Source organism: Bradyrhizobium erythrophlei, assembly GCF_900129425.1.
GTDB classification, from domain to species: Bacteria; Pseudomonadota; Alphaproteobacteria; order Rhizobiales; family Xanthobacteraceae; genus Bradyrhizobium; species Bradyrhizobium erythrophlei_C.
Genome location: NZ_LT670817.1, coordinates 3,912,101 through 3,931,620, shown reverse-complemented (window position 1 = coordinate 3,931,620; position 19,520 = coordinate 3,912,101). Strand labels below are relative to the sequence as shown.

Sequence of the window (19,520 nt, the reverse complement as noted above, 5' to 3'; positions counted from 1 at the left end):
ATGGCGCCGGCCGGAGCCTGCGATTCTCCAACCCTCCCGCAATTTTTGCTATCGGGCGCGATCTATTCGATCGTCACCGCGAGCCGCCCGATCAGCCTCGCCACCTCGTCCAAATGCTCGGAATCGTGATCCTCGAGCGCCTGCGCCAGCCGGATCAGGCATTCGTCATCGCTCATTGCGGGGATGTCGTTCGGGACGATCGAGGGCATCGGACTTCTGATGGTGTGGATAGCTGGCATTGATCACCTCTGGCTAATTCCGGCACCATCGAGCTTCGTCAGCGAATGAGTCGATTTGGGGATCAATTCGTGGCCCGGCTGCGCTGCCGAATCTGCCCGCGGCCTCCCCGGTCGCCATTTTTGCCCGCTTGAAAACGGCAAGAAATCACTGCGGGACCTGCGGTTTCCCTGTCCGGCCGATACCGTGCCGCTGCGGCCCATTTCGTCCTTTGCAAGGCTCGGAGGCTTTGTTATACGCTGCCCGTCGCGAACCCTCGGTTTCGCCTGTTCCTCGGTAGCTCAGCGGTAGAGCATTCGACTGTTAATCGAATGGTCGCTGGTTCGAATCCAGCCCGGGGAGCCAATAAAATCATGCACTTACCGAAAAATCACCAAATCCGTCAAAAGCCGCGTGTCTGCATAGTGTCTGCAAACCGGTTGCCGCGCCCTTTCCGGCCACCTGGGCGTGAAAACAAGGGGCTTTGCGGACAGGATTCGGGCTCGATCGCGCTCGGTGATGCAGACATGAATTGCAGACACAAGCCACGATAGCCCCTTCATGACTCAGGGGAAGCCCGCCGGCTTGCTGCGCCAATGCGCGAGGTCACACGGGAATGATCGTCGGATTGATCTCGTGTGGTACCGGCGCGCGTTGCACGATGATGATCTGCAGGCCCGGCAGTGTCACCGCTCCGGGCCCTGTTCGCTCGTCGGCCTGGTCGGCGATGACTTCGAGGGCCTTCACGGCCGCAACCCTTGCCATGTCGTTTTTGCTGTCGTCGGCGATGCCGTCGAGCCGGTGCACGTTCTTCGCCCTCAGCGACGTCCGCAGGGCGGCCAATTCCCCGTTGTAGTGCGCCAGCACATGCGGCTTGCGAAGCGCGGCGCGGAGCGAGCAATCGGCAAGGCCAGCCTTTTCAGCCGCGTCGGTGCGCTTCTCGCCGGACCACACCATGAGATCCAAAGCAGCGCGCAGCTTGCCGGTGACGGCGCCGCGGCGGGAACGGCCCTCGATCGCGGCGGCCTGCCGTGTGGGGAATGCGGTGGGGATCAAGGCGTCGGTCATTTCAAGGATCCGCATTGCTGCTCTATGCGCCGGCGGTCCCATTCCTCGAACTTGCGGCGGTTGAGAAATCGAGAAATGCTTAAGCCGACAATGGCGATCCGCCGAAGTTGTCGTCGAGCGCGCTTAGCCGCGGCGCGTCCGATGATCTCCGCGGCCTCGGCCAACACACGCTCTTGCTGCTCGTCGAGCACGATCATTCCGCGCGGCCCTCGTGCTTGGGTGGGGAATGCGGTGGGGAGCGTTGCGTCACACATGGGGAATTGTCCGCATTGGCGGCGGGTCGTCAGAAAGGTCGATTACGAATCCTGCTCGAACTTCGAGATTAACGTTCATGCTCGGCGTGGTCGCGGGCTGGATGCCGGCGAGACCGAGCACGAAGCTCGAGGCGCGGTCCCTGGCGATCTCGGAATCGCTGTCCAGCAAATCGACCTTGGTTGCGCCGGCGCGAGCGGCCGCGATCGCGAGATGCCGGACGACCTTCTGCCGCAAATGCTCGGCGACGTGGGGAGTGCTCAGGGCCCGGGACAGGCTCTCGCGGGCCATCCCGACCTTTTCGGCCGCCTCGGTGATCTTCTTGCAGTCGCCAGACACCATGAGGTCGATGGCGCGGGCAACCTTCTTGGAGATCCGCTTGGCGGGCCCGGTGGTCGCCGGCGGCGCCGGCAGGTCGAGGGCGGCAAGGGCTTTCTTGGCGGGCATTGGGGGCGTGATGTTTTCCATGCGGACCACTCTCGCCTGTTCGCATCGATCCACAACGCACTAACGTCACGTTTTTGGATCGCGCGGGATGGCCCTGGGCGAGTCTACGGAGGCCGCTGGCGCGTCCGGCCGCTGCGGGCTGTCATGGGGCCGGTCGATCAGCGCCAGCGCATGGGCGAGTCCGGGCGCCCGGGCGGCCGTGGGGTACAGACGAAAGGGGCGCGGACCTGAGCCCGCGCCCCTCGTTGTCAGCGCCGCTTCCTCGATCGGCGCCGGCGCTTCACTGACCGCGCTCCTGCAACAACATCTCACGCATCATGGCGCTGGTCGCCTGCTGATCAGCCATCGGCAGCGTTGCGACCACCGCGGCGAACTCGTCCCCGGTCATGGTTGGGCCCAGCCTAATCGGGTCTTTCTTGAAGATGCGCCCCTTACCTTCAAGCAGCCACGCGAGGTTTACACCGTGCTTTTCAGTGAAACGGCCAACCTCCTCGTGTTTCAGCCGCAGCACCGGTTTGATCTCTTCGTCGGAAAGATCGCGCGATGCGGCTATTTCCCTTATGCGCTGCCGCATAGCCTCCTTAAACTCGCGCCGACGCGCTATCGCTTCGCTGTTGTTGCGGTGTGATTGACGCACTGGATGCGCGGCGAGAAAGGCCAAATCGTCGGCGATGGCGCGCTCGATCCGTTCTGGCTTCACGTCGAGCAAATAATAACCCTCCCGCTCGCTGGCCAGCTTCGTTTGCTTCCATTTGACCGACGCAGCATCCCACGCGGGAGTGAGAAGCTGCTTTGCGAGTGCTGCGCGGTACTTTTGAACCATTGACATGCGGTCGCACTCATTTGGGTCACTGGGATGGAAACGACCTTCCGGCGTCCCCATCCGCTGCGCCCACGAAACCGCGGACTGGAAATCTATTCGCAGTCTCCAATACCGCGTCGCTGCCTCGGCCATTCGCCAAACCTCATGACGCTCTTGGCGAAGACGTCCATTTATGGCGGTCCCGGTTGCCGGCGGTGGAAGCTCTGGCTTTCCTTCGCGCCGCAGCTGCCTTGGCGTAAGAATGCGATTGCCGATCGCAGTGACATCGCTTGCCGAGCGGCCGGGTCGCGCGGCGTTGGAAAACTGAATGATTTCCGCGCTCATGCCTGCACCGCCTTTCCAGCCCGGTCGAGCTCGCTCGCCGCCTGTTCGATCGCGTCGAGGAAGGCATCAATCCATGCGACCGGATATTCGCCGTCCGTATCGTCGGCGAGCCGGAGGCTGCTCGGCATGTAAACGCCGTCGTCCTGCAGCATTTGTTCGCGGATGTAATTGAGCGCCCGAGCGATGCCGGCAAGCGTCGTTGGGCTCGTGTTGATCAGGTCGACGCCTGCATCATCCATAGCGTCGCGCGAAGCGTCATTGATCCGCTCGCGTTCTATCCACCGCTCTGTAGACATGGGCTCAGGCCCGTCGGGAAGCTTTGCCCAGACGTCCACCGCTGCGTCCCAAACAACGGCGGCGGCTTTGTGCCGTTCGATCGCTGCATAGATGGGGTCGACCGCGGGTGCGGCCGCTCGAGATGGCGATAGCGACAAGGCGGCAGCGCCGCCGGCTGCAGCGGATAGGAAGCGCCGCCGCGTCTGGTCGACGGGCGGAAACATAGGTCTTTCGAGTGTCATGATGGTTGCTCACTGGTTTCGGCTTGCTACAGCCGGAGCCGCCGGGGCGCCGGCGGCAGGCGGGGGGTAGCAATCGCCAGTGAGACGATTCATCGAGCTTTTAAGCCTTGCGGCTCTGGACATGGCCCGATGCCCCCGCCCTTGCCAACAGACATGCTGTGAGGCAATATGGTAGGGTTCGGAGCCGAGCCGCTAAGCTCGCCCGTTAGATGATGCTTTGCAGCACCATCAATTCGGCCGCCGCCGCGTCGCTTGCAGGCGACAAGGCAATTCCTTGCAGGGAATGCGGCCTATCACTGGTCAGGTTGCTACACCCGGCCGGAGCATGTTCCTGATTTGCTCAATTTTCAATTAATTAAAACACTGCCCCTCAACAGGGGCACTTTTGCGCGTCCTCCCCTGCCATCGGCCGCCGGCCGCGCGATTGCTGCACTGGGATTCGACGATCAACGGTTGATCGCGAGGAGATTGTCTTTCGCGTCGCGCGACAACTTTTAATTGATCGCGGCAAGATTGTGGCATAACAAAGCCTAAACCGCGCAGCCTAGAATTTAAGCGCGGCCCAAGAACTCACTTTGAGGGCCCTGCTTTGTCGCGTGTTTTCGACCGCTATTTTTTCTTTGCGCTCGTCGTTTCAACAGTCCCGATCTTGGTGCTCTACAACGGGTTGGCGGGCAGCCACGGCAACAGCATCGTCACCGGGCTTTTCATTGTCTCTTCCCTGGTCGCGGTCGCGCTGTTCAGCCAGTGGCGCCGGTTTGTCCCTAACCTTTGTGACGTGGCGTTTGTCGCTTATGTCGGTTGCATTGCCATCTCGTTTTGGCTGAACGGCGTCGCTGACATCAAGCAAACCGCGCTTTTGATTTTGACGCTGGCTGCTTATCCGGCCGCGCGCCTTTTCGCCGGCACAGGACTCAAGCCGACGTTCGTATTTGTAACCGTTGCCATCGTCGCGGCCGGCTCGGCAGTGACGGCGTTCGAGCTCGTCAGGCAATGGGACAGCGCCTACGAGAAGCCGATGATCTTTGGAATGTTCGCCGCGGGCGGCAATTTCCTGATCTCGCTCGGCATCGCAATGATCGCCGTGACCTGCCTTGAGATGTCCGCGCGTCAGCGCATCTCGGCGACCTTGTTGATCATTCCGGCCGCCGCAATCTTTGCAGCCTCGATGGTTCGGTTGGCTTTCGTCGCCATCTTGGTGAGCCTCGCTTTGGGCGCATACCTTTCAGCGCCGAGGATAAGACGGCAAATCGCCGCCGTTATACTCGTCACCATCCTCGCCATCGCGACCGGGCTATTCGTTCGCTCTGACAAGACGATGATAATGGCCGGCTACGCCGCGAACGGAATCAAGACCATCGTCGCCAGTGCGGCGCCAGACGATTTTGCCGCGGTCGTTCCCGTGGGAGAAAAACGAAAGCTGCTCAGCTGTTCAACCAGGATCAATCTAGTTGACACGATCGATGTTCGGCTCGGCCTCCTGCGGGATGCGATCACGCTCCTCAAAAGCAGCGACTGGTTTGGAATCGGACTCGACGGCTTCATGAAGCGATCCTGCATTCCAGCGGCCGAAGTCCACAATTCCTTTCTCCAGGCCGCGATCGAGTTCGGATGGTTAGGCGGCATCGCACTCCTGGCCTTGGTTTGCCTCTCGGGCTTTTACCTTCTGCCGCTCGCGCGAAGCGACACCGAGGCCCGATTTGCGGTGTGCTCTCTCGTCTGCATCACGATTCTGACGATCGGGTCCGGCCGCACCAGCAACGACGGGCTCCTATTCCTTTTCTTAGGCTTCGCCGCCGGCTTACATAATTTGAAGCCCGGAAATTCTCCGATCGGACGCTTAGCGAGTTCAGCTCTGTCTGAGCGCGGGTGGTAAGATGGACGAGGCAACTGCCGCCGCGGGCGCTCTAGACACTGCCATTGGTCTTATCGTCACAGCGGTGGCGTGGTGCGCCGCGATTGTCGCTTGGCACTTCCTGAGGCAGCCGCGCGTGTTCAATCCCGATCGCAAGGGTACACACTGGGGCCGCCGGAAGCTGGCGCGGGATAGGTGAGTACCCCGCGCATCCAGTGCGCCCGAGGGCTTGTTCGCGGGGCGGGTTGCGGGGTAGGTTGCCGGTATTGGGCGGGGCTACGGTTTCATGCAGTCATCTGTTGTAGGCTTCAGAAAAGCAGCGTTTGGCTTGCCGCTCTATACAGCGTGGAATCTGGCGGCCTATACAGCCGAACGTCACGGGCGCGCGAGGGCGGTAAGGCTCGTTGGGGCCGTGCTGGTTTGGGCCTTCACCACTGGACTATGGGCGTCTCTTTGGCTCACAGTCCTTTGGCTGTTTCTGCACCTTTTTACGATCCCCGGTTGAATCTCTGGGAGGTTGTGGGATAGGTTCCGGGCCGGTCATGGGGAAATCAGCAAGGGATATTTCAGCCGCTCTCGATTTCGTCATCGAGGGAAATTCGTTCGTGGATGCGTGGACCGTGGTATTGATATTCGGTGGTCTCGCCTGTTTTACCTTCAAAGATCGGCGCACGAAGCGGTCCCAGTAAATGCCGGTTGGAAGGGCGTCGGAAACACTCCTTAGTGTGACAGCGTACCGCTCGAGGGCAGTGCGGCGCTAAAGCCGGTTGGGATTATGTTTGCGCTGCCTGCCGTGAGGGCGCTAACGGTAGCCGTGGTTCCAGTGATCCATGCACATGCCCGGAAGTCTATAATGCTGTTCGATACGTCAGCATTCATTCCAATCTTAGTCGTGCTGGTATTCGGATCATACATTACACCGGTCAGGAGCGTGTTAGCCACGTTGCGGAGGAAGATGGCATTGCGAACGCCGGGGGCACTATCTGAGATGTTGAGGCTATAAAGGGTACTGGTTGGCTGGATATTGAACGTGTAACCACCAGACGCACCTGCTTGTTCATCTTTTACACCCGAAAAGTAAAGTCCTTCGCTGATAACACCAGCCGCACTAATCCAATGGAAACCATCAACACCGCCGATCCAATTTTGGTGTCCTTCAAAATGGGTATTGTAAAACGCCACACCGCTGTCAGCGAGAATCACATGCCTAGTTGCGCTTGAAAGCTGGCCGACCAGCAATAGGTCTCGCCACACCCAACTATCCATATCCTCCGCAGTGCCCGGGACATTTGGATTGGCCGAAATTTGAATCGGCTGTTCGGCATAGATTTCTATGTTTTCGAGCTTGCCGAGTTCACGACCTTGGGTTTGGATGCCAATAGAACCGGAGCCGCCGCGATACGGCGTGCCGTCGATAGGGTAATGCGCAATGACAATATTGCGAACTACGGGCTTCGATACATCAACTAGGCTAATTGCAATTTTAAGTGTCGTCGTGTCGGCCGACAGTATCGAAAGATCAGATATGGCAGGGTTAGAAAGAATCGCAGTACCAGCACTAAAATAGAAACAAGGAGAGGCGCCAACCGGAGCATGAACGATGATTGTTTGATTAACACCGCTTCCTTTTAACGCAATGTTGCTACTGCTGATGTTGATTGTTAGCGTAGTCTTGTAGGCACATGGGCCGAATTGAACAGTCGCTCCTAAAACAGCAGCGGCTTGATTGATCGCCGCCTGAATTGCGGCGCTGCTGTCTGAGATAGAACCTACAGCCGTGCCTTTCGGCGAACAGACTGCACCGAACATTTCCGGCGTGAAAATCTTGTTTCGGTACAGCGCGTCAAGCGTGACCGAGACGGCACCCGTGCCGGTTTGTGTGATCACGGGGGCCGTAAATGGTACCGTAGGCGAGAATGAGTATGCACCCGGACCCGTACGCTGCATGTAGCCGGTGGAGGAGAAGCCGGTGATGTTGTCGAGCAGCGTTCCGCTCGCTGTACCGCCGCCCGTGCCGCCGCTGGCGACGTTGAGCGGAAACCCCCTGCCGCAGTCCTGCAACATCCCGTTCGTGCCGTTGAAGCAGGCAAGGTTGCCGTTGACCACCGGGAGGGTGATGTTCCCGGTCCCGGTCGGCGGCGTAACGCAGATCGGGTTAAGACCAGTCGTTCCGTCGAACCCCAGCAACATCCCCTTGCAGAACGATGGCAGCGGCAGGTTGCCGACCGTGTTGCCCGGTTGGGAGAGCAGTGCCCTTCCCGTTACATCGTTCGTCTTGTCCCACATCTCCCGCAACGTCGCGGTGATGTCGGTGACGGTCTGATTGACGTTGCGCGCGGTGACGCCAGCGCCTTCTTGAAATTGCGAGACCCGCCGCGGACGACGGGCGCCGACGATCTGCACGGTGCCGGTCTGGGCATTGGTGAAGGTCAGGACGGCGTTCGTGATGGGAAGGGCGAGCGAGCCGAGCGATCCGGACGGGCTGGTGATCGTCCAGCCGTAGGTCGCGTCGTTGTAGTTGACGCGGGTGCCGTTCAGGTAGACTTCGACCCAGTTCCAAAAATCATTGCTATCCCCAAAGAGGGCGAATCCTACGCTGCACGCACAGGTGTTTGCCGAGATGGTGTAAGCGGTGCGCCTTTCGGTGTCCGGCAAAGCAGGCACCGGTGCGGGCTGCGCAAGCGCTGCGCCGATCGACGAAAGCAGGCTGATAGCTGCGAAGCCGGCGAGAATGAATTTCCGAAGGCGCGGCGCGATCATTTCACGCTCGCGAGGCGGCCGGCGATCGCGTCGAAGCTATCCGCGAGCAATCGCAGATAGGCGGCGCTGTCCTGGGCGTCGGCGATGGTCCGCTTGTAGATCTCGGGCTCGGCCGCGACCGCCGCAGCGAGTGCTTCCCGCGGGAGGGCGCCGAGGCGCGCCGTCAATTCCGCGAGCGTGGGGATTCCCTGCAGCTTGAGGCTGACGTCAAAGCTGCTTTGCGAGAATGTCCCGGTATAGATCGGGGCGAATTTGTCGGGCACGGCGTAGAGCTCCATGACATCCGGCCCGGAAAGACCCGACGCGGCAAAGGGTGATCAGAGATCGCCGGACGCCATGGATTGAGAATTGGCAGGCATCCGCGTCGCTCGCTTTCCGGGCGAACAATGCGGGGATGATTGAGGTCGGGGAGTCGGGCCGCAACGCACTCAAGGCGCGCGCTTGTAGGCTGATCAATCGCCCGCGATGCTGGCCGCCGAAACTGCGCAGGCAGGGGTTTGGCGCACCGGCCGTTCACGGGGCTGGCGCCGCGCCATAATTTTCGCGGTCTGGGCCGTGTCATCAATCAGGAGCAGCCGAAAACCCAATGCTCCGAGCACCGGCCCTAGGCTTCGCAACCCAAGCGCCCTAACCCTGCCGCGGCCTAAGATTTTTCCAGCATATCGATCGGGCAGGCCTGCCTGATGGTCAAGCTCCTGGCGTGTCATGCCCATTTCATCAAGGCGCTCGCGAAACGCTTCGACCAGCTCAGGATAGTCGGCGATAATTTTGGCAACCGCTGTCAGCCTTCGTGCCGGCTGGCCGACGGCAACCGCCGCCACGGCCTTCTGCTGGACCGCGGCAGGCTTGCCCCTCTCGCGGGGCGCCGAGGCGCGCTCGATATTCGGGCTAATCGACCAGCCGAGCTTGCCGCGGTGCGTCCGCTCATTCACGCGAATGCCGGTCTGCAGGGCGACCGCATCAAGGGCCTCGATGTCGCTCATCCCCTGCATATTCTCAGGAACCGCGGGGCCCGACATCATGTCTCCGTCGAGACCGGTGGCCGAAGCTTCATGCGCATGTCCGTAAAGCTGACTACCTTGGCGGCGGCTTCTTCCGCGGCTTGTCGACGACAGGCGTCGACCAGGGTTTCGAACGGCTGGCCGGTCAGCATCGCCCCTGTAGCTGCTCGTACGTAGGCGGCTCGATCGATGATAAACATGGCTTGCCTCAGGCTGCTTGGGATGAATAAACCCAGCTTCCGATCACCGTGGCGCCGTCATTCAAGATATTGCCTGAGGTCTTGGCGCCGCCGGCCGAGCGGACATCCTGCACAGCTAGTGCGAGGGCTCGTTCGATGAAGGCGAGTTCGCTGCTCTTCCGCTCGAGCGCGGGGATTGGCAGGTCGACGGTGAGCGAGAAAAGCGCCACGGTTCAGGATCCTCTGGTTAATTGCTCATTTGGCGCTGGACGAGGCCGCCCTCTTCGCGACGCGCACCGCATGGGCCGCCACGGCGTTCGACGGTGCGGGACGGCTTATCGGCTTCGGTGCGGGCTGTGGTTGCTTGAAACTCTTGATCGACCTCGATTTAGCGGCTGGCGACGGCGACGTGCGGGTGATCTTCATTTTTGTCTCCTTGCAAGGCGTGATTTATTTCGGGGGTCGCAGTTTTGTTGGTCGCCCTATCGACGTCGAGCGGCGTTCTGATCCTGCGCATAACGGCGCTGTTCGAAACTCATTCCCTCGTAACCGGGAATGCCGCTGGGATCGGGTGCGACCCGATGCGATTGCGAGAATGACGCGGTATTCTGGCTGCTGATCTTTTGCATCATGCGCTCATGGTAACGCAGCATCGAGTCCGTCACGATCAAGGCGCGGATCTGCTTGGCGTCGGCTTCGCCCATCTCGGCGGTGATAAAGCGGCCCACTGCATCAACCCTCTGCGGAGCAGTGACGCCGGCGCGGGCGACTTCCGCGCGGGAGCGTTCGGCAAGCGCGGCTTCCTGCGCTGCATGATGGCTGGCATAGATGGCGAGAGCGTCGGAAAAGTCCTGCTGACTCCAGCCCTTTGCGTGGGCCATAGCCTGGGCGGCCTTCATAGTCGGATCGTTGACGTCGAATTTGTACTCGACGCCACCGGGCAGCTTGAGATCGGCCGGCAGCTTGGCTTCGTAGGCCTCCGGACTTGGCGGCAAGGTCAGCCGGCGTTGGTCGTCAACAGCTTGCCGCCGCATCATTTCGCCGAGCGTTTCGGCGTCGATCTCGTAGTCGCCAACCTTAAATTTCTCGCCGGCTGCTGGCGGCGTCTGCTGGTCCGCGGACGGTACCTCGCCCGGGGCGCCTTCGCCCGCGGCGCGGCTCGCCGCTGCCTCTCGCTGATCTCGCGCCGGTGAGTGACCGCGGGCCCGGGGATTTTCTGGACCTCTCAGTGCGGCGTGCCGCTGTTCGGCCGACAGGGCCGCCCATTCAGGCGTGCCGGGCGTTACATGTTGCCCTGATGCCGGTGAGGCCTGCGCCGGCGCCGTTGCTGGTGCCGGCGGACTGCTGGGCGCCGGTGGTGCTGACGGTGTGGCGACGGTGGCGAGAGTGTCTGACATATTAGGCGTGCTCCGCGAGAGTGATCGGCCGCCGCTTGCGGCTGGCGTTTCTGATTGCCGTCGTGAGTGAAGGGGATCCGCCGTAGAACCGTTTCGGCGAAAGCGCGAAAGGCCTGGCGTTGACGTTCGCGCGGACAAGCGCCCGTGTGGTTTTGTGGTCGCGCGGGATCAGTTGGCGCTTAGGCATTTTCAGGCCTTTTCGAGTGGAAAACAAAAATCTGGGTTGCGATGATTGGAGAGGAAAATCGGGAGGGGCGGATACCAGCGCGGTCGCCGATCGATCAATTTTGTCCTGGCCTCGTCCTGGGCGCGATCTCCAGGGAGAGCCCACCCACCCCCTCGCCTCGCGCGCGTCTTCTGCAGAAACAGTGTTGAAGATGCTGCAACATCGCGCGCGTAAATCCCTTCGCGCTGGCCGGTCCTTTGACATTCGATCATGTGGTCTGCCTCGCAAATCACCGTCAAACATGGCATTTCGTCGGATCATCGTCAACGTGTCTGCACTGTGTCTGCACAATCGGTTGCCGAACGGCGTCGTCCGATCGGATTGTGCCTGGCTCAGCCTCACGCGCGCGGGTCTTCCTCTCTGACAGTGTGGTGATAGCTGATAGAGCCCGCGCGAAATCCCTTTCGATCGGCCTCGGCGAGAATGTTTTGGCCTCGATCGTCAGCACGAGACACGTCCCAATCGCCCTTCCCATCCTTACGTGACGGCACGGGGACTGCGGGAATGCGAGCAAAGGCGTGTGGTGTGGGGGCTGGTTGGTTGATGGCGCTACGTCACGGGATGGTCCGCAAGGTGACGGTTCAGGCATGGATTGGTGGGCTTGTGGCTGTAGTGCATGAGCGTTCGGACGCGAGCGGAGCGATAGCGCAGCCGTGTCTGAATGCGGGCGGCTTGGGCGGTGCTTGTGGCCTCGCGCGCGCGGCGCAAACGACATAGGGGGTATGGGGGGGCGTGTGCGCCCGGCGTCTGCTGCGTTTGTAGGGGCGTTTGCATAGGCGTCTGCAAGGGCGTTTGCAGCCGCTCGGAGGGCGTTTGTAGGGGCGTTTGTCAACCTCATGACGGTGCCCTTTCGATGTGTTTCGAGCGCTTGCCCTGCACGGTGATGATCTTCCCGGCCTCGAATAGGCGAGCCATCGCGACCTTGAGAGCCTTCGCTTTCACTCCCGCGACCTTGGCCTCAGGGTCGTCCTCAAACTCCGCTGGCGCATACCCTGAACCGGTGGTCGACCGCACGTCGCGGCCCTGGGCGCTGAACTTGTCGAGCAGGCGCACGAACAGGTCGTCGACCTTGGCATCTTCGGCGAGGCGTACCAGCGAGCTCGGGCCCTGCTCCAGGCGCAGGCCGCCGGTTGCCCATTGCAGCCGAATGGGCTGGCCGGTGGGACCATAATTCGATTTCTGGGTCTCGAGCACGCGAATGCCTGCGTCGGCCTCTGACTTGTCCTCGGGAACGCGCAGATAGAGCGCGGAGCGGACGGCGTTGCGCCAATCCATGTTGCCCCCTCGCCCGTTGCCGTTTGTCAGGCCTGACAGGCTGGGATGGTCGAGCAGCAGCACCGCGGGGCGGCTGGGCTGGCGCGCGATCGTTCGCCAAAGGTTGACGTAACTGCGCACCATCGTGCGGTCGTTTTGGTTGCCGGTGAAGGTGGCGGCCACGTTGTCGACAGTGACCAGCACGGGGGCAATCCGCGCGATCGCGGCCTCGATTGATCGGAAAAGCGGCGTGGGCTGCATGATGCCGCTGCGATCTGGCACGGCGAACACGGCGCCCGCGACGTCATCGGGAAACCAGAGATGCAGGTTACCAAGATCGGCGGCGTCGAATCCGTCCCGCTCGCGGTGCAACCAGATGCGCCGGCGCAATTCCCGTTGCGGCTCCTCGGCGCTGATGACCACCACGGGCCCGGGCGTGACCTCGTGCCCGAACCAGTACGGCGCGGCGCGCGCGCATGCCTCTGCAAGCTGGCAGGCAATATCCGTTTTCCCGGCGCCGCCATCGCCGTGCAGCGTCGTCACGTCGCCCCGTGGGATCCTCTGATTGGCTAGCCAATCGACCGCTGGCGGCGCCCCCTCCGGCCAGTCCAGAGGCGTGACAAATGCGAGCGACGCCGGTTCGGTCGCGGGCTCAGGAAAATCCGGCTCTCCGTCGGTCTGCAATCCATAATCCTCGGGACCGGTGGGCAGCGGCGTGTAGTCAGCCGGCGGCTGCAGGATGGCCCGCTGCGGTATGCTGCGCGGAGCGAATTCGCGCTGCAGGTCGACGATATCGGCTCGGCTAATCATGAGCCTGGCCCTCCAGAAGGGAAAGTAGGTAAGGAGCATCTTTCGGGCGATTGCCGAGCCATGCCCTGAGGTGCGCGACGTCGCGCCCGGCAACAAGGCGGAATGCGTCGACCGTCGATTGCGGCGTCCGGTACTGCGGCGCCTTCGCCGGCCTCGCCGAAATGTCCGAGTTGCGGACATCTGCCGCCGGTGGCACTTCGCCTGTGTGGCGCCATGCGTCGCGCGGATCGGCAAGCTCCCACTGCGCCACGATGTCATCGTCGGGGAAGCAGTGAAATTCCGGGCCTTCGCCCTGGTCGACGCACTCGTGCTGGTCGATCGTGCGGCCGCACAACTCACATGGCCGCGGGTCGATCTCGATCGGCTCCGGTTCGAGCATATGGGCTGCCGCGATATTCATTCGGAGCCGCCCTGGTCGCTGCCGGCGGCCCCGTCGCTGATCAGGCCGAGCTCGATTGCCATGGTTTCCGCTTTTGCCAGCGCGCTTGCCAGTTCCGGAAGTTTGCGAACCGACATTGCGATTCCCCGGGTGCTCGGGCGGTCGATGCCGTCCGTCCCGGTCTGCCAGATGCGCACGTTGATGAGTTGGTGGCCCTTGTATTCCGAGAGTTCGACGCGGACGTACTCGGCGTGATTTCGCGATTTCCAGAACTTCGCGATCTCGATCGGCTCGTTCTCTGCGATCGGACACTGGCGAACCGGCATTTGCCGATCGGTCTTGCGATAGCTGCTCATTGCCGCGCTTCCCGGCGCGGGATAGGTGGCAGGCCGATCGCCATCCTCGCCAGCACGTTCCGGCGGCGCGTTCCGGTCTGCCAGTATTCGAGCATGATCTGGCGATGGATGGCCCGGCATATGCGGATTCGATCCTGCGGCGAAAAGTGGCGTGCGTTGCGACGGCTCGGACTTTGTGGCATTGGAGCGGCCTCGGTCTTCTTGACGGTGGATCGGACATGACGAAATGGAGGCGGGCCTGTGGCGGGTCCGTCCTTTTCGTTTAAGCGGCGTGTGCGGTGCCCTGGGCCGCGCGCTCTTGCGCCTGCAGCCACTTTTCAACGCTCGGGATTCGGTAAAGCACGTCGCGGCCGACGCGCGTGACGGGCGGTCCCTTGCCGTCGAGTTCCCACCGGACAAGCGTTTTCACGCTCTTGCCGAGTTTAGCGGCGAGATCGTCCCGGGAAATGTAGTCCTTGAGTATGTCGGTTTGCATCTGCGGCGGCTCCCGCTGGGTTGCGATAGGCCGCAGTTGTCCGTGATTTGCTGAGTTTTGAGAAAATGAGAAAAAAGGAAATAATCAAAAGGCGAGTTCGCGAGCCTTTCTGCATGTGGCCGGATCCGCGCCGTACCATTTTCGCAGATTTTTATCGCTCGCCTTTTTGATCTCGGCCTCGGTTCGTGTGCCGTTGGCAACCTCCTGCTGCATCGAAGTGCTGATGGCGCCGATTATTGAGGGGCGCCCGCGCCTTGCCGTCGCGTCGGCCGCCTTGGGTGGATCCACCTTCAAGGCCGCGATGATAGTGTTGGGGTCATAGCCCCTGCCCTGCTGGTAATCGATGCGATGATCCATCAACCATTCCGCCGCCGCGCCGCGCTGCGCCTCTGCCCGCACGCGCCGGCCTAGTGCTTGGTCAAGCTGTATCTCGATGGTTTGACGGCAGGGCTCGATTGTGGTGCCGCCGCGCTTGCCCGGTCGCGGGCCTCGCCGCGCTATCAAGTCCAAATCCTCAGACGACAAGCCAACGAGCATCATCTTGCCGGGCGCTTTCGCCCGGGCTTCTCCGATCCAGCCTTTGGCGAAAATCGCCCGGCCCACGATGTTTATCGCTTCAATCTCTGAAATGAGCGGGCGCGCTGTCATGCCCTCCCCCGCTGCGATGCGCGCTGCTGTAGAAGATCATACCGCTTGCTGATGTAGGCGGCACTATCGGCCGGCATGGCCTTCCCGTGCTTAGCCACATAAGCCGCCGCCGCTTCTGAGCGAATCGCCCCGAGTTGATTGCCGGTCAAGGATGCGAGGTCTTGACCGATCGTGATGCCGGCGGTGGACAATACGGCCCTTGCGTGGCCCCGATAGCTTGTTTTCTCACTGCTCATGCTTGCCCCTGCGCGATGCGAGTTCTTCAACGTTTGAAGTTGGATTTAAAATTCTCGAAACGAGCGCGGCGAGCGCTTCGAATGCGGCGCGCTTTTCTTCAAGATAGGCATAGCGGTTATAGACCTTCTCGACGCCCTTGATGACGTGGCCCAAGCAGCGCTCGGCGACGTCGTCCCTTACGCCTGCCCTGGCAAGCAGCGTGCGCGCGGTGCGGCGCGAATCGTGCAGCGTCCAATTCTCCATTGGCGGGCGCCCTTCCCGCTCACGGATTTTGGCAATCGCCTTGTCGAGCTCGAGCTTTGCCTTGGAAAATCCGCTGAACGGCTTCGCGCCGTCGGTGGTCGAAAAAACGAAATGCGCGTTCTTGGCAGGCTTGGCCGGCGCCGCGCTGGCGATCAGTTCACGGGCTGGCACGGATAGCGGGATGACATGATCACGCTTGGTCTTGTAGCGCGCGGCGGGAATCGTCCAAATCTCGCCTTCAAGTTCGGTCGTGCTCAGGTCCGCGCCTTCGCTGCGACGCGTGGCGGTCAAGAGCAGCGTTTTGACATAGGCGGGAAAGCAGGCGGGCTCGGTGATGCTGTCGAGCGCGGACCAAACGTCCCTGATCTCGTCATCGGAAAGAACGCGCTCCCGCTCCCGATCGCTCGGCTTGAGCCGCGCCATGCCGCGGACAACCGGCGAGGTGAAATCATCGTCGTGGCCGTTCACCTCGTACCAGTTGAACGCCTTGCGGACATAGGCCAGCACCAAATCGGCCATCCGCGGGCCACCTTTGACCAACTCGCCGTCTACGTCCCGCGCCTTACCCTCGGCTATATCGTCGAGCATTCGCGAAACATGCGAGCGCCGCAATTCGTGGATGCCGATTTTCCCAATGCTCGGCTTTACCAGCCGCTTGAGCTGGGCCTCGATCATGCCGGCGCTGCGGAGTTTCCCGGCCTTGAGGTAGCGCGTGATGTAGCTGTCGAGCAGGCCGGATACGTTCGCGACGGTGGGCTTGTTTGCATCCTCGCGGCGCCGGGTCCGGTCGGGCCTGGGATCCACTTTCTTGCCGTCCTTGCCCCTGCCGTCGGACACCTCGTCGGCGCGCTCCTTAGCCTTGACGATCGCCCGATACACGCTGAACTCCCCGCCCCCGGGATTTCTGTCCCAGCTTCCCAGCGTTTCGAGATAGCCCTTCCCGTCGACGCGGTGGAACCAGACAAAGGATTTTGTGCCCGCCGCGGTGACGCGCACCGCAAAGCCGCTCGGGGCTTTCTTGCCCTGCAGCGTGGCGCCGCTGAAATAGTGGAGTTCGTTCGGCTTCTGCTTGCCCTTCTGCTTGCCGGTCTGGATCAATCCCGGCGTCGGCAGGTTCCCCACAATTTTTTCGCTGATCTGTTCGGCCATCCCGTCCCCCGTGTCTGCAATATGTCTGCACCTTGAATGTCCCGTGAGTGTCTGCGCGTGTCTGCGAACAGTCAAGTGGTTTGCGCAAATGTCCGCTAAAAATCAGGGGTTTTCGGTGCAGACAGGGGAAAATGATTCTGCGTCAATGGGTTAGGATGGACGCCAAGATTCGACTGTTAATCGAATGGTCGCTGGTTCGAATCCAGCCCGGGGAGCCAAAAACTGATTTTCCCCGCCTGAAACTCTATGACTTTTGGGTCTCCATTGACCCGGTTTCGGCGACAGGCCGAAAAAACGGGTCACATCCGTTCCCGGATTGGCCTTTCCGCGTTTATGTCGTCCCGCCAATTCGGCAGGCCGGCCAGCGGAACGCTTTATAAAATTCAATTTAATGGTGCCGGCGGACCACGGGTCTACATCAGCTTCACGCATTCGGCGTTCCAGTGAATCCTGATGGAGCTTCCACATGTCGAACACCCCGGTATCCCACGTTCGTGCGCTTCACCCCGGTGAGGTTTTTGCAGGTCGATACCCCGGAGATGCGGGCCTTGCGAACGGTTACGAGCACCCCATCAACTGGGCACGAATAGCTGTTCTGGGTGTCGCTGCGTTGCCGGCTTTTGGCGCCTTGTACTATGCGCTTCTGAACTTTTTACTGTTCGGATAAAGACGCGGGTTGCAAATAGCCAAGGGGACCCCTGCCCGCCGGCGTAAACCGGCGGCCCGCGGGGTATCGGCTGGCTTCAACAACCTTGCGATCGAGCTTACGTGGGCGCCGTGCACATGGACGGGCATCTCTTTTAGCCTTGTCCGTCCCCAAGGCCGTATTCACGATAAATGGTCAGTGGATCAATGTCGGGAAACAATCTGCACTTTGCTTGCGCGAGGTGCAGGCTGAGGGTTCCGGGTTGGCAACCGGCGGCCAGGAGCTTCCTGATTTCGTCCATATGGGTGCGCGGTTGGTGTTTCGCCGGAAGCTGCTCCAGCGCGATTATCGCTGTGGCCAGCGCTTCCGTAACAACCCATTCGTCGTGGCCTGTGATTCCCTTTCTTGGCATCCGACTGTCCCTCTCATCTCTCCTCGTCCGGCTGCATCCCAGGGGCGCCGTCAGGATGCCAGTCAATCGTCGCAAACCCGCGAGGGCGACGGTCAACGCCGTCGAAGGGTAATGGTGCCGATCCTATCAGTTTTAGGGCCGAAAAGCATTTCCATGCTCTTGGCGCCGAGGCCCTCCATGGCACCCGGAATCCGAATAGACGGACCTTCTCACCTTCATTGCGCCGCTACCTTCTCGATATCCGACAATCTCCATGTCTTGTCGAAGAACACCTTGGTTGGCGCGTAGGCGCGAAACATCACTTCGAACTGGCCGCCGGGCTTGGTCGGCACCCAGTTCGACTCCTTGCCCGCAGGCGCCTGCGGGCCGAAGTAGACATCCACCGAACCGTCAGCATTTTTCTGCATCTCGCGTATTTGCGAGGAGCGGCTAGCCCGCGGCAGGTCGCGGATCAGGGCATGCGTCGCGCGGTCGTAGACCGTTGCCGACCAGTACTGCTCGACCGGCGGGTTTGGTGGCACCGTCAGGCGATAGGTGTTACCGCCGTCAAATGCGCTGCCATCCTGGTCCTTGATGCTGATGAGATAGAACTGGCCGGCGCCGAGGCGCTTGATGCCGATATAGGCAAAGGAATAGGTAAGCCCGCGGGCATCGACCGGATATTTGTTGGGATCATTGAAGTCCGCCTGCCCGGCGGCAACGAGTTCCGGCAGGGCCGGCACCGTCCATCGGCTTCCTGGGTAGAACGGCGTAAAACCGGCGTCGTATTTGGAATCGAGCCAGGCATTCGCCTCACGGGCTCCCGCGTCGAGCGCGGCCCTGATCCTGGCATCGGGATTGAACGGCTTGCCCTTCTCGATCCCGATCGACCGCAGCGGATCGATCATCGCGCGGTCGCGGGGCATCCACGGTTCGCTCTGCACGATGCGGTCGAGCGAGGTGAAAAAGCTCGCGTCGTAGCGGATGGTGGAATCGAACACCACGTCCGCGGCGTCGGTGAATATGGTCGGCGGGGGATTGCCGGCTTGCGCGAGCGGATAGACCTTGGTCTGCTTGCCATAGGCGACCGACTTGGCAACATCGGCAGTGCCGTGGCTTGCCAGGTTCGAGCGCAGCAATACGTAGCCGCCGAACGTAGCCGGGCGAAGCGGCGTGTAGCCTGTGGGAACGGCATCGCCGGAACCGGGCGGCAGGATCAAGAATTTCACTCCCGCACCTTTGTCGACCCCGTACCGCCCGGCGTCCTCAAGCGGAATCTGCCAGACATCGACAAAGTTGGCATTGAGCGAGCTGTCCCCATCCGCAGGAGGCACTTCGACCACGATCGGACCTATTTTGGTGTTGAAGAAGGCCATGAAGTAGATCGCATCCGGATTGGGCGTGAGCGTCTGGTTGTGCCAGTCGAGGGGACGCGACCAGTAGATGATCTGGTTCACCCTGCCCGAGGTCTTGGTGAGCATCTCCTGCAGCATCAGGTCGTAATTGACGGCTGACATGCCCCAGTTCACGGCCTCGACCGCGCGGCGCTCGATGCTACGCTGCGCGGGTTGATCAGGCGTCAACGTCTGCGCGAAGGAAACCTGCGAATTCGCCGCAACGAGCGCGACGGCGGAGATCAACAACATCTTCATCTTTGTCTCCTCACTTCTCGAATGGAAAAACCGTCTTCCAATTGTGATGGACGAGGCCGGCGAAGCGGGCGCCCTCGCCCGCCGCCGTCCACTGCAGCATCTGCAGATCACCGTCAGAATTCTCGAACGCAAAAAAATCAGGCGGCGGCCGATGAAGCGGTTCGATAGCGAAGTCGTACCGGCCAGCCGCGGGCGGGCCGGTACGCAGCGCAAA

22 protein-coding genes, 1 tRNA gene and 1 pseudogene are annotated in these 19,520 nt (G+C 61.4%); 2 read left to right on the top strand and 22 right to left on the bottom strand.

Features of this window, described 5'->3' with window-relative positions; all coding sequences use genetic code 11:
- Positions 1-62: 62 nt before the first annotated feature.
- Positions 63-239 (bottom strand): hypothetical protein, encoded by a 177-nt coding sequence (locus B5527_RS45375; RefSeq protein ID WP_172842590.1) that lies wholly within the window; start codon positions 237-239, stop codon positions 63-65.
- Positions 240-507: 268 nt separating this feature from the next.
- Here B5527_RS45375 and B5527_RS18710 point away from each other — a divergent pair.
- A tRNA-Asn gene (locus B5527_RS18710) sits at positions 508-582 on the top strand.
- Positions 583-822: 240 nt separating this feature from the next.
- Here the strand turns inward: B5527_RS18710 and B5527_RS18705 are convergent.
- The 5 genes from B5527_RS18705 to B5527_RS18685 all read right to left on the bottom strand — a co-directional run bounded on the left by B5527_RS18705 (position 823) and on the right by B5527_RS18685 (position 3,630).
- A complete protein-coding gene (locus B5527_RS18705) occupies positions 823-1,284 on the bottom strand; it encodes a hypothetical protein (protein ID WP_079602844.1) in 462 nt (153 codons plus the stop codon).
- Positions 1,281-1,481, bottom strand: a complete 201-nt coding sequence (locus tag B5527_RS18700; protein ID WP_079602843.1) for a hypothetical protein — start codon at positions 1,479-1,481, stop codon at positions 1,281-1,283. The genes B5527_RS18705 and B5527_RS18700 overlap by 4 nt, the downstream gene beginning before the upstream one ends.
- A gap of 49 nt (positions 1,482-1,530) precedes the next feature.
- Positions 1,531-2,004: a hypothetical protein gene (locus tag B5527_RS18695; RefSeq protein WP_079602842.1), complete on the bottom strand. Its 474-nt coding sequence runs from the start codon at positions 2,002-2,004 to the stop codon at positions 1,531-1,533.
- A gap of 259 nt (positions 2,005-2,263) precedes the next feature.
- The gene (locus B5527_RS18690) at positions 2,264-3,130 is read right to left on the bottom strand and encodes a hypothetical protein (RefSeq protein ID WP_154072355.1); all 867 of its coding nucleotides are present in this window, start codon (positions 3,128-3,130) and stop codon (positions 2,264-2,266) included.
- Complete coding sequence (locus B5527_RS18685) at positions 3,127-3,630, bottom strand: hypothetical protein (protein ID WP_079602840.1); 504 nt, start codon at positions 3,628-3,630, stop codon at positions 3,127-3,129. The genes B5527_RS18690 and B5527_RS18685 overlap by 4 nt, the downstream gene beginning before the upstream one ends.
- Before the next feature lie 607 nt (positions 3,631-4,237).
- On the opposite strand from B5527_RS18685, the gene B5527_RS18680 reads away from it, so the two are divergent.
- Positions 4,238-5,524, top strand: a complete 1,287-nt coding sequence (locus B5527_RS18680; RefSeq protein ID WP_079602839.1) for an O-antigen ligase family protein — start codon at positions 4,238-4,240, stop codon at positions 5,522-5,524.
- 699 nt (positions 5,525-6,223) lie between these two features.
- Here B5527_RS18680 and B5527_RS18675 read toward each other — a convergent pair.
- From B5527_RS18675 to B5527_RS46370, 16 genes and pseudogenes are all read right to left on the bottom strand, one after another.
- A complete protein-coding gene (locus B5527_RS18675) occupies positions 6,224-8,263 on the bottom strand; it encodes a hypothetical protein (RefSeq protein WP_079602838.1) in 2,040 nt (679 codons plus the stop codon).
- A complete protein-coding gene (locus B5527_RS18670) occupies positions 8,260-8,526 on the bottom strand; it encodes a hypothetical protein (protein WP_154072354.1) in 267 nt (88 codons plus the stop codon). The genes B5527_RS18675 and B5527_RS18670 overlap by 4 nt, the downstream gene beginning before the upstream one ends.
- 189 nt (positions 8,527-8,715) lie before the next feature.
- Positions 8,716-9,246 (bottom strand): hypothetical protein, encoded by a 531-nt coding sequence (locus B5527_RS18665; protein WP_154072353.1) that lies wholly within the window; start codon positions 9,244-9,246, stop codon positions 8,716-8,718.
- 35 nt (positions 9,247-9,281) lie between these two features.
- Entirely contained in the window at positions 9,282-9,464 is a 183-nt protein-coding gene (locus tag B5527_RS44145) for a hypothetical protein (protein ID WP_154072352.1), read from the bottom strand.
- An 8-nt stretch (positions 9,465-9,472) separates the two neighbouring features.
- Positions 9,473-9,673, bottom strand: coding sequence for a hypothetical protein (locus B5527_RS18660; protein WP_079602835.1), 201 nt, complete (start codon positions 9,671-9,673; stop codon positions 9,473-9,475).
- A 25-nt stretch (positions 9,674-9,698) separates the two neighbouring features.
- Positions 9,699-9,869, bottom strand: a complete 171-nt coding sequence (locus tag B5527_RS44140; protein WP_154072351.1) for a hypothetical protein — start codon at positions 9,867-9,869, stop codon at positions 9,699-9,701.
- A 56-nt stretch (positions 9,870-9,925) separates the two neighbouring features.
- A complete protein-coding gene (locus B5527_RS44135; protein WP_154072350.1) occupies positions 9,926-10,840 on the bottom strand; it encodes a hypothetical protein in 915 nt (304 codons plus the stop codon).
- A 1,060-nt stretch (positions 10,841-11,900) separates the two neighbouring features.
- A complete protein-coding gene (locus B5527_RS18645; protein WP_172842589.1) occupies positions 11,901-13,004 on the bottom strand; it encodes an AAA family ATPase in 1,104 nt (367 codons plus the stop codon).
- 118 nt (positions 13,005-13,122) lie between these two features.
- Positions 13,123-13,530: a hypothetical protein gene (locus tag B5527_RS45370; RefSeq protein WP_172842588.1), complete on the bottom strand. Its 408-nt coding sequence runs from the start codon at positions 13,528-13,530 to the stop codon at positions 13,123-13,125.
- Positions 13,527-13,865: a transcriptional coactivator p15/PC4 family protein gene (locus tag B5527_RS18640; protein ID WP_172842587.1), complete on the bottom strand. Its 339-nt coding sequence runs from the start codon at positions 13,863-13,865 to the stop codon at positions 13,527-13,529. Before B5527_RS18640 ends, B5527_RS45370 begins: the two co-directional genes overlap by 4 nt.
- Before the next feature lie 262 nt (positions 13,866-14,127).
- On the bottom strand, positions 14,128-14,340 hold the full coding sequence (locus B5527_RS18635) for a helix-turn-helix transcriptional regulator (RefSeq protein WP_079602830.1): 213 nt from the start codon (positions 14,338-14,340) through the stop codon (positions 14,128-14,130).
- A gap of 84 nt (positions 14,341-14,424) precedes the next feature.
- On the bottom strand, positions 14,425-14,988 hold the full coding sequence (locus tag B5527_RS18630; protein WP_079602829.1) for a hypothetical protein: 564 nt from the start codon (positions 14,986-14,988) through the stop codon (positions 14,425-14,427).
- 225 nt (positions 14,989-15,213) lie between these two features.
- Positions 15,214-16,617 carry a tyrosine-type recombinase/integrase gene (locus B5527_RS18620; RefSeq protein WP_079602827.1) on the bottom strand — a complete coding sequence of 468 codons (1,404 nt, stop codon included), beginning with the start codon at positions 16,615-16,617 and terminating at the stop codon, positions 15,214-15,216.
- Positions 16,618-17,417: 800 nt separating this feature from the next.
- The gene (locus tag B5527_RS18615) at positions 17,418-17,675 is read right to left on the bottom strand and encodes a hypothetical protein (protein ID WP_079607369.1); all 258 of its coding nucleotides are present in this window, start codon (positions 17,673-17,675) and stop codon (positions 17,418-17,420) included.
- A gap of 215 nt (positions 17,676-17,890) precedes the next feature.
- Positions 17,891-19,306 carry a DUF1254 domain-containing protein gene (locus tag B5527_RS18610; RefSeq protein ID WP_079602826.1) on the bottom strand — a complete coding sequence of 472 codons (1,416 nt, stop codon included), beginning with the start codon at positions 19,304-19,306 and terminating at the stop codon, positions 17,891-17,893.
- Positions 19,307-19,349: 43 nt separating this feature from the next.
- Positions 19,350-19,468: pseudogene (locus B5527_RS46370) on the bottom strand (haloacid dehalogenase-like hydrolase); the annotation flags it as partial.
- Positions 19,469-19,520 lie beyond the last annotated feature (52 nt).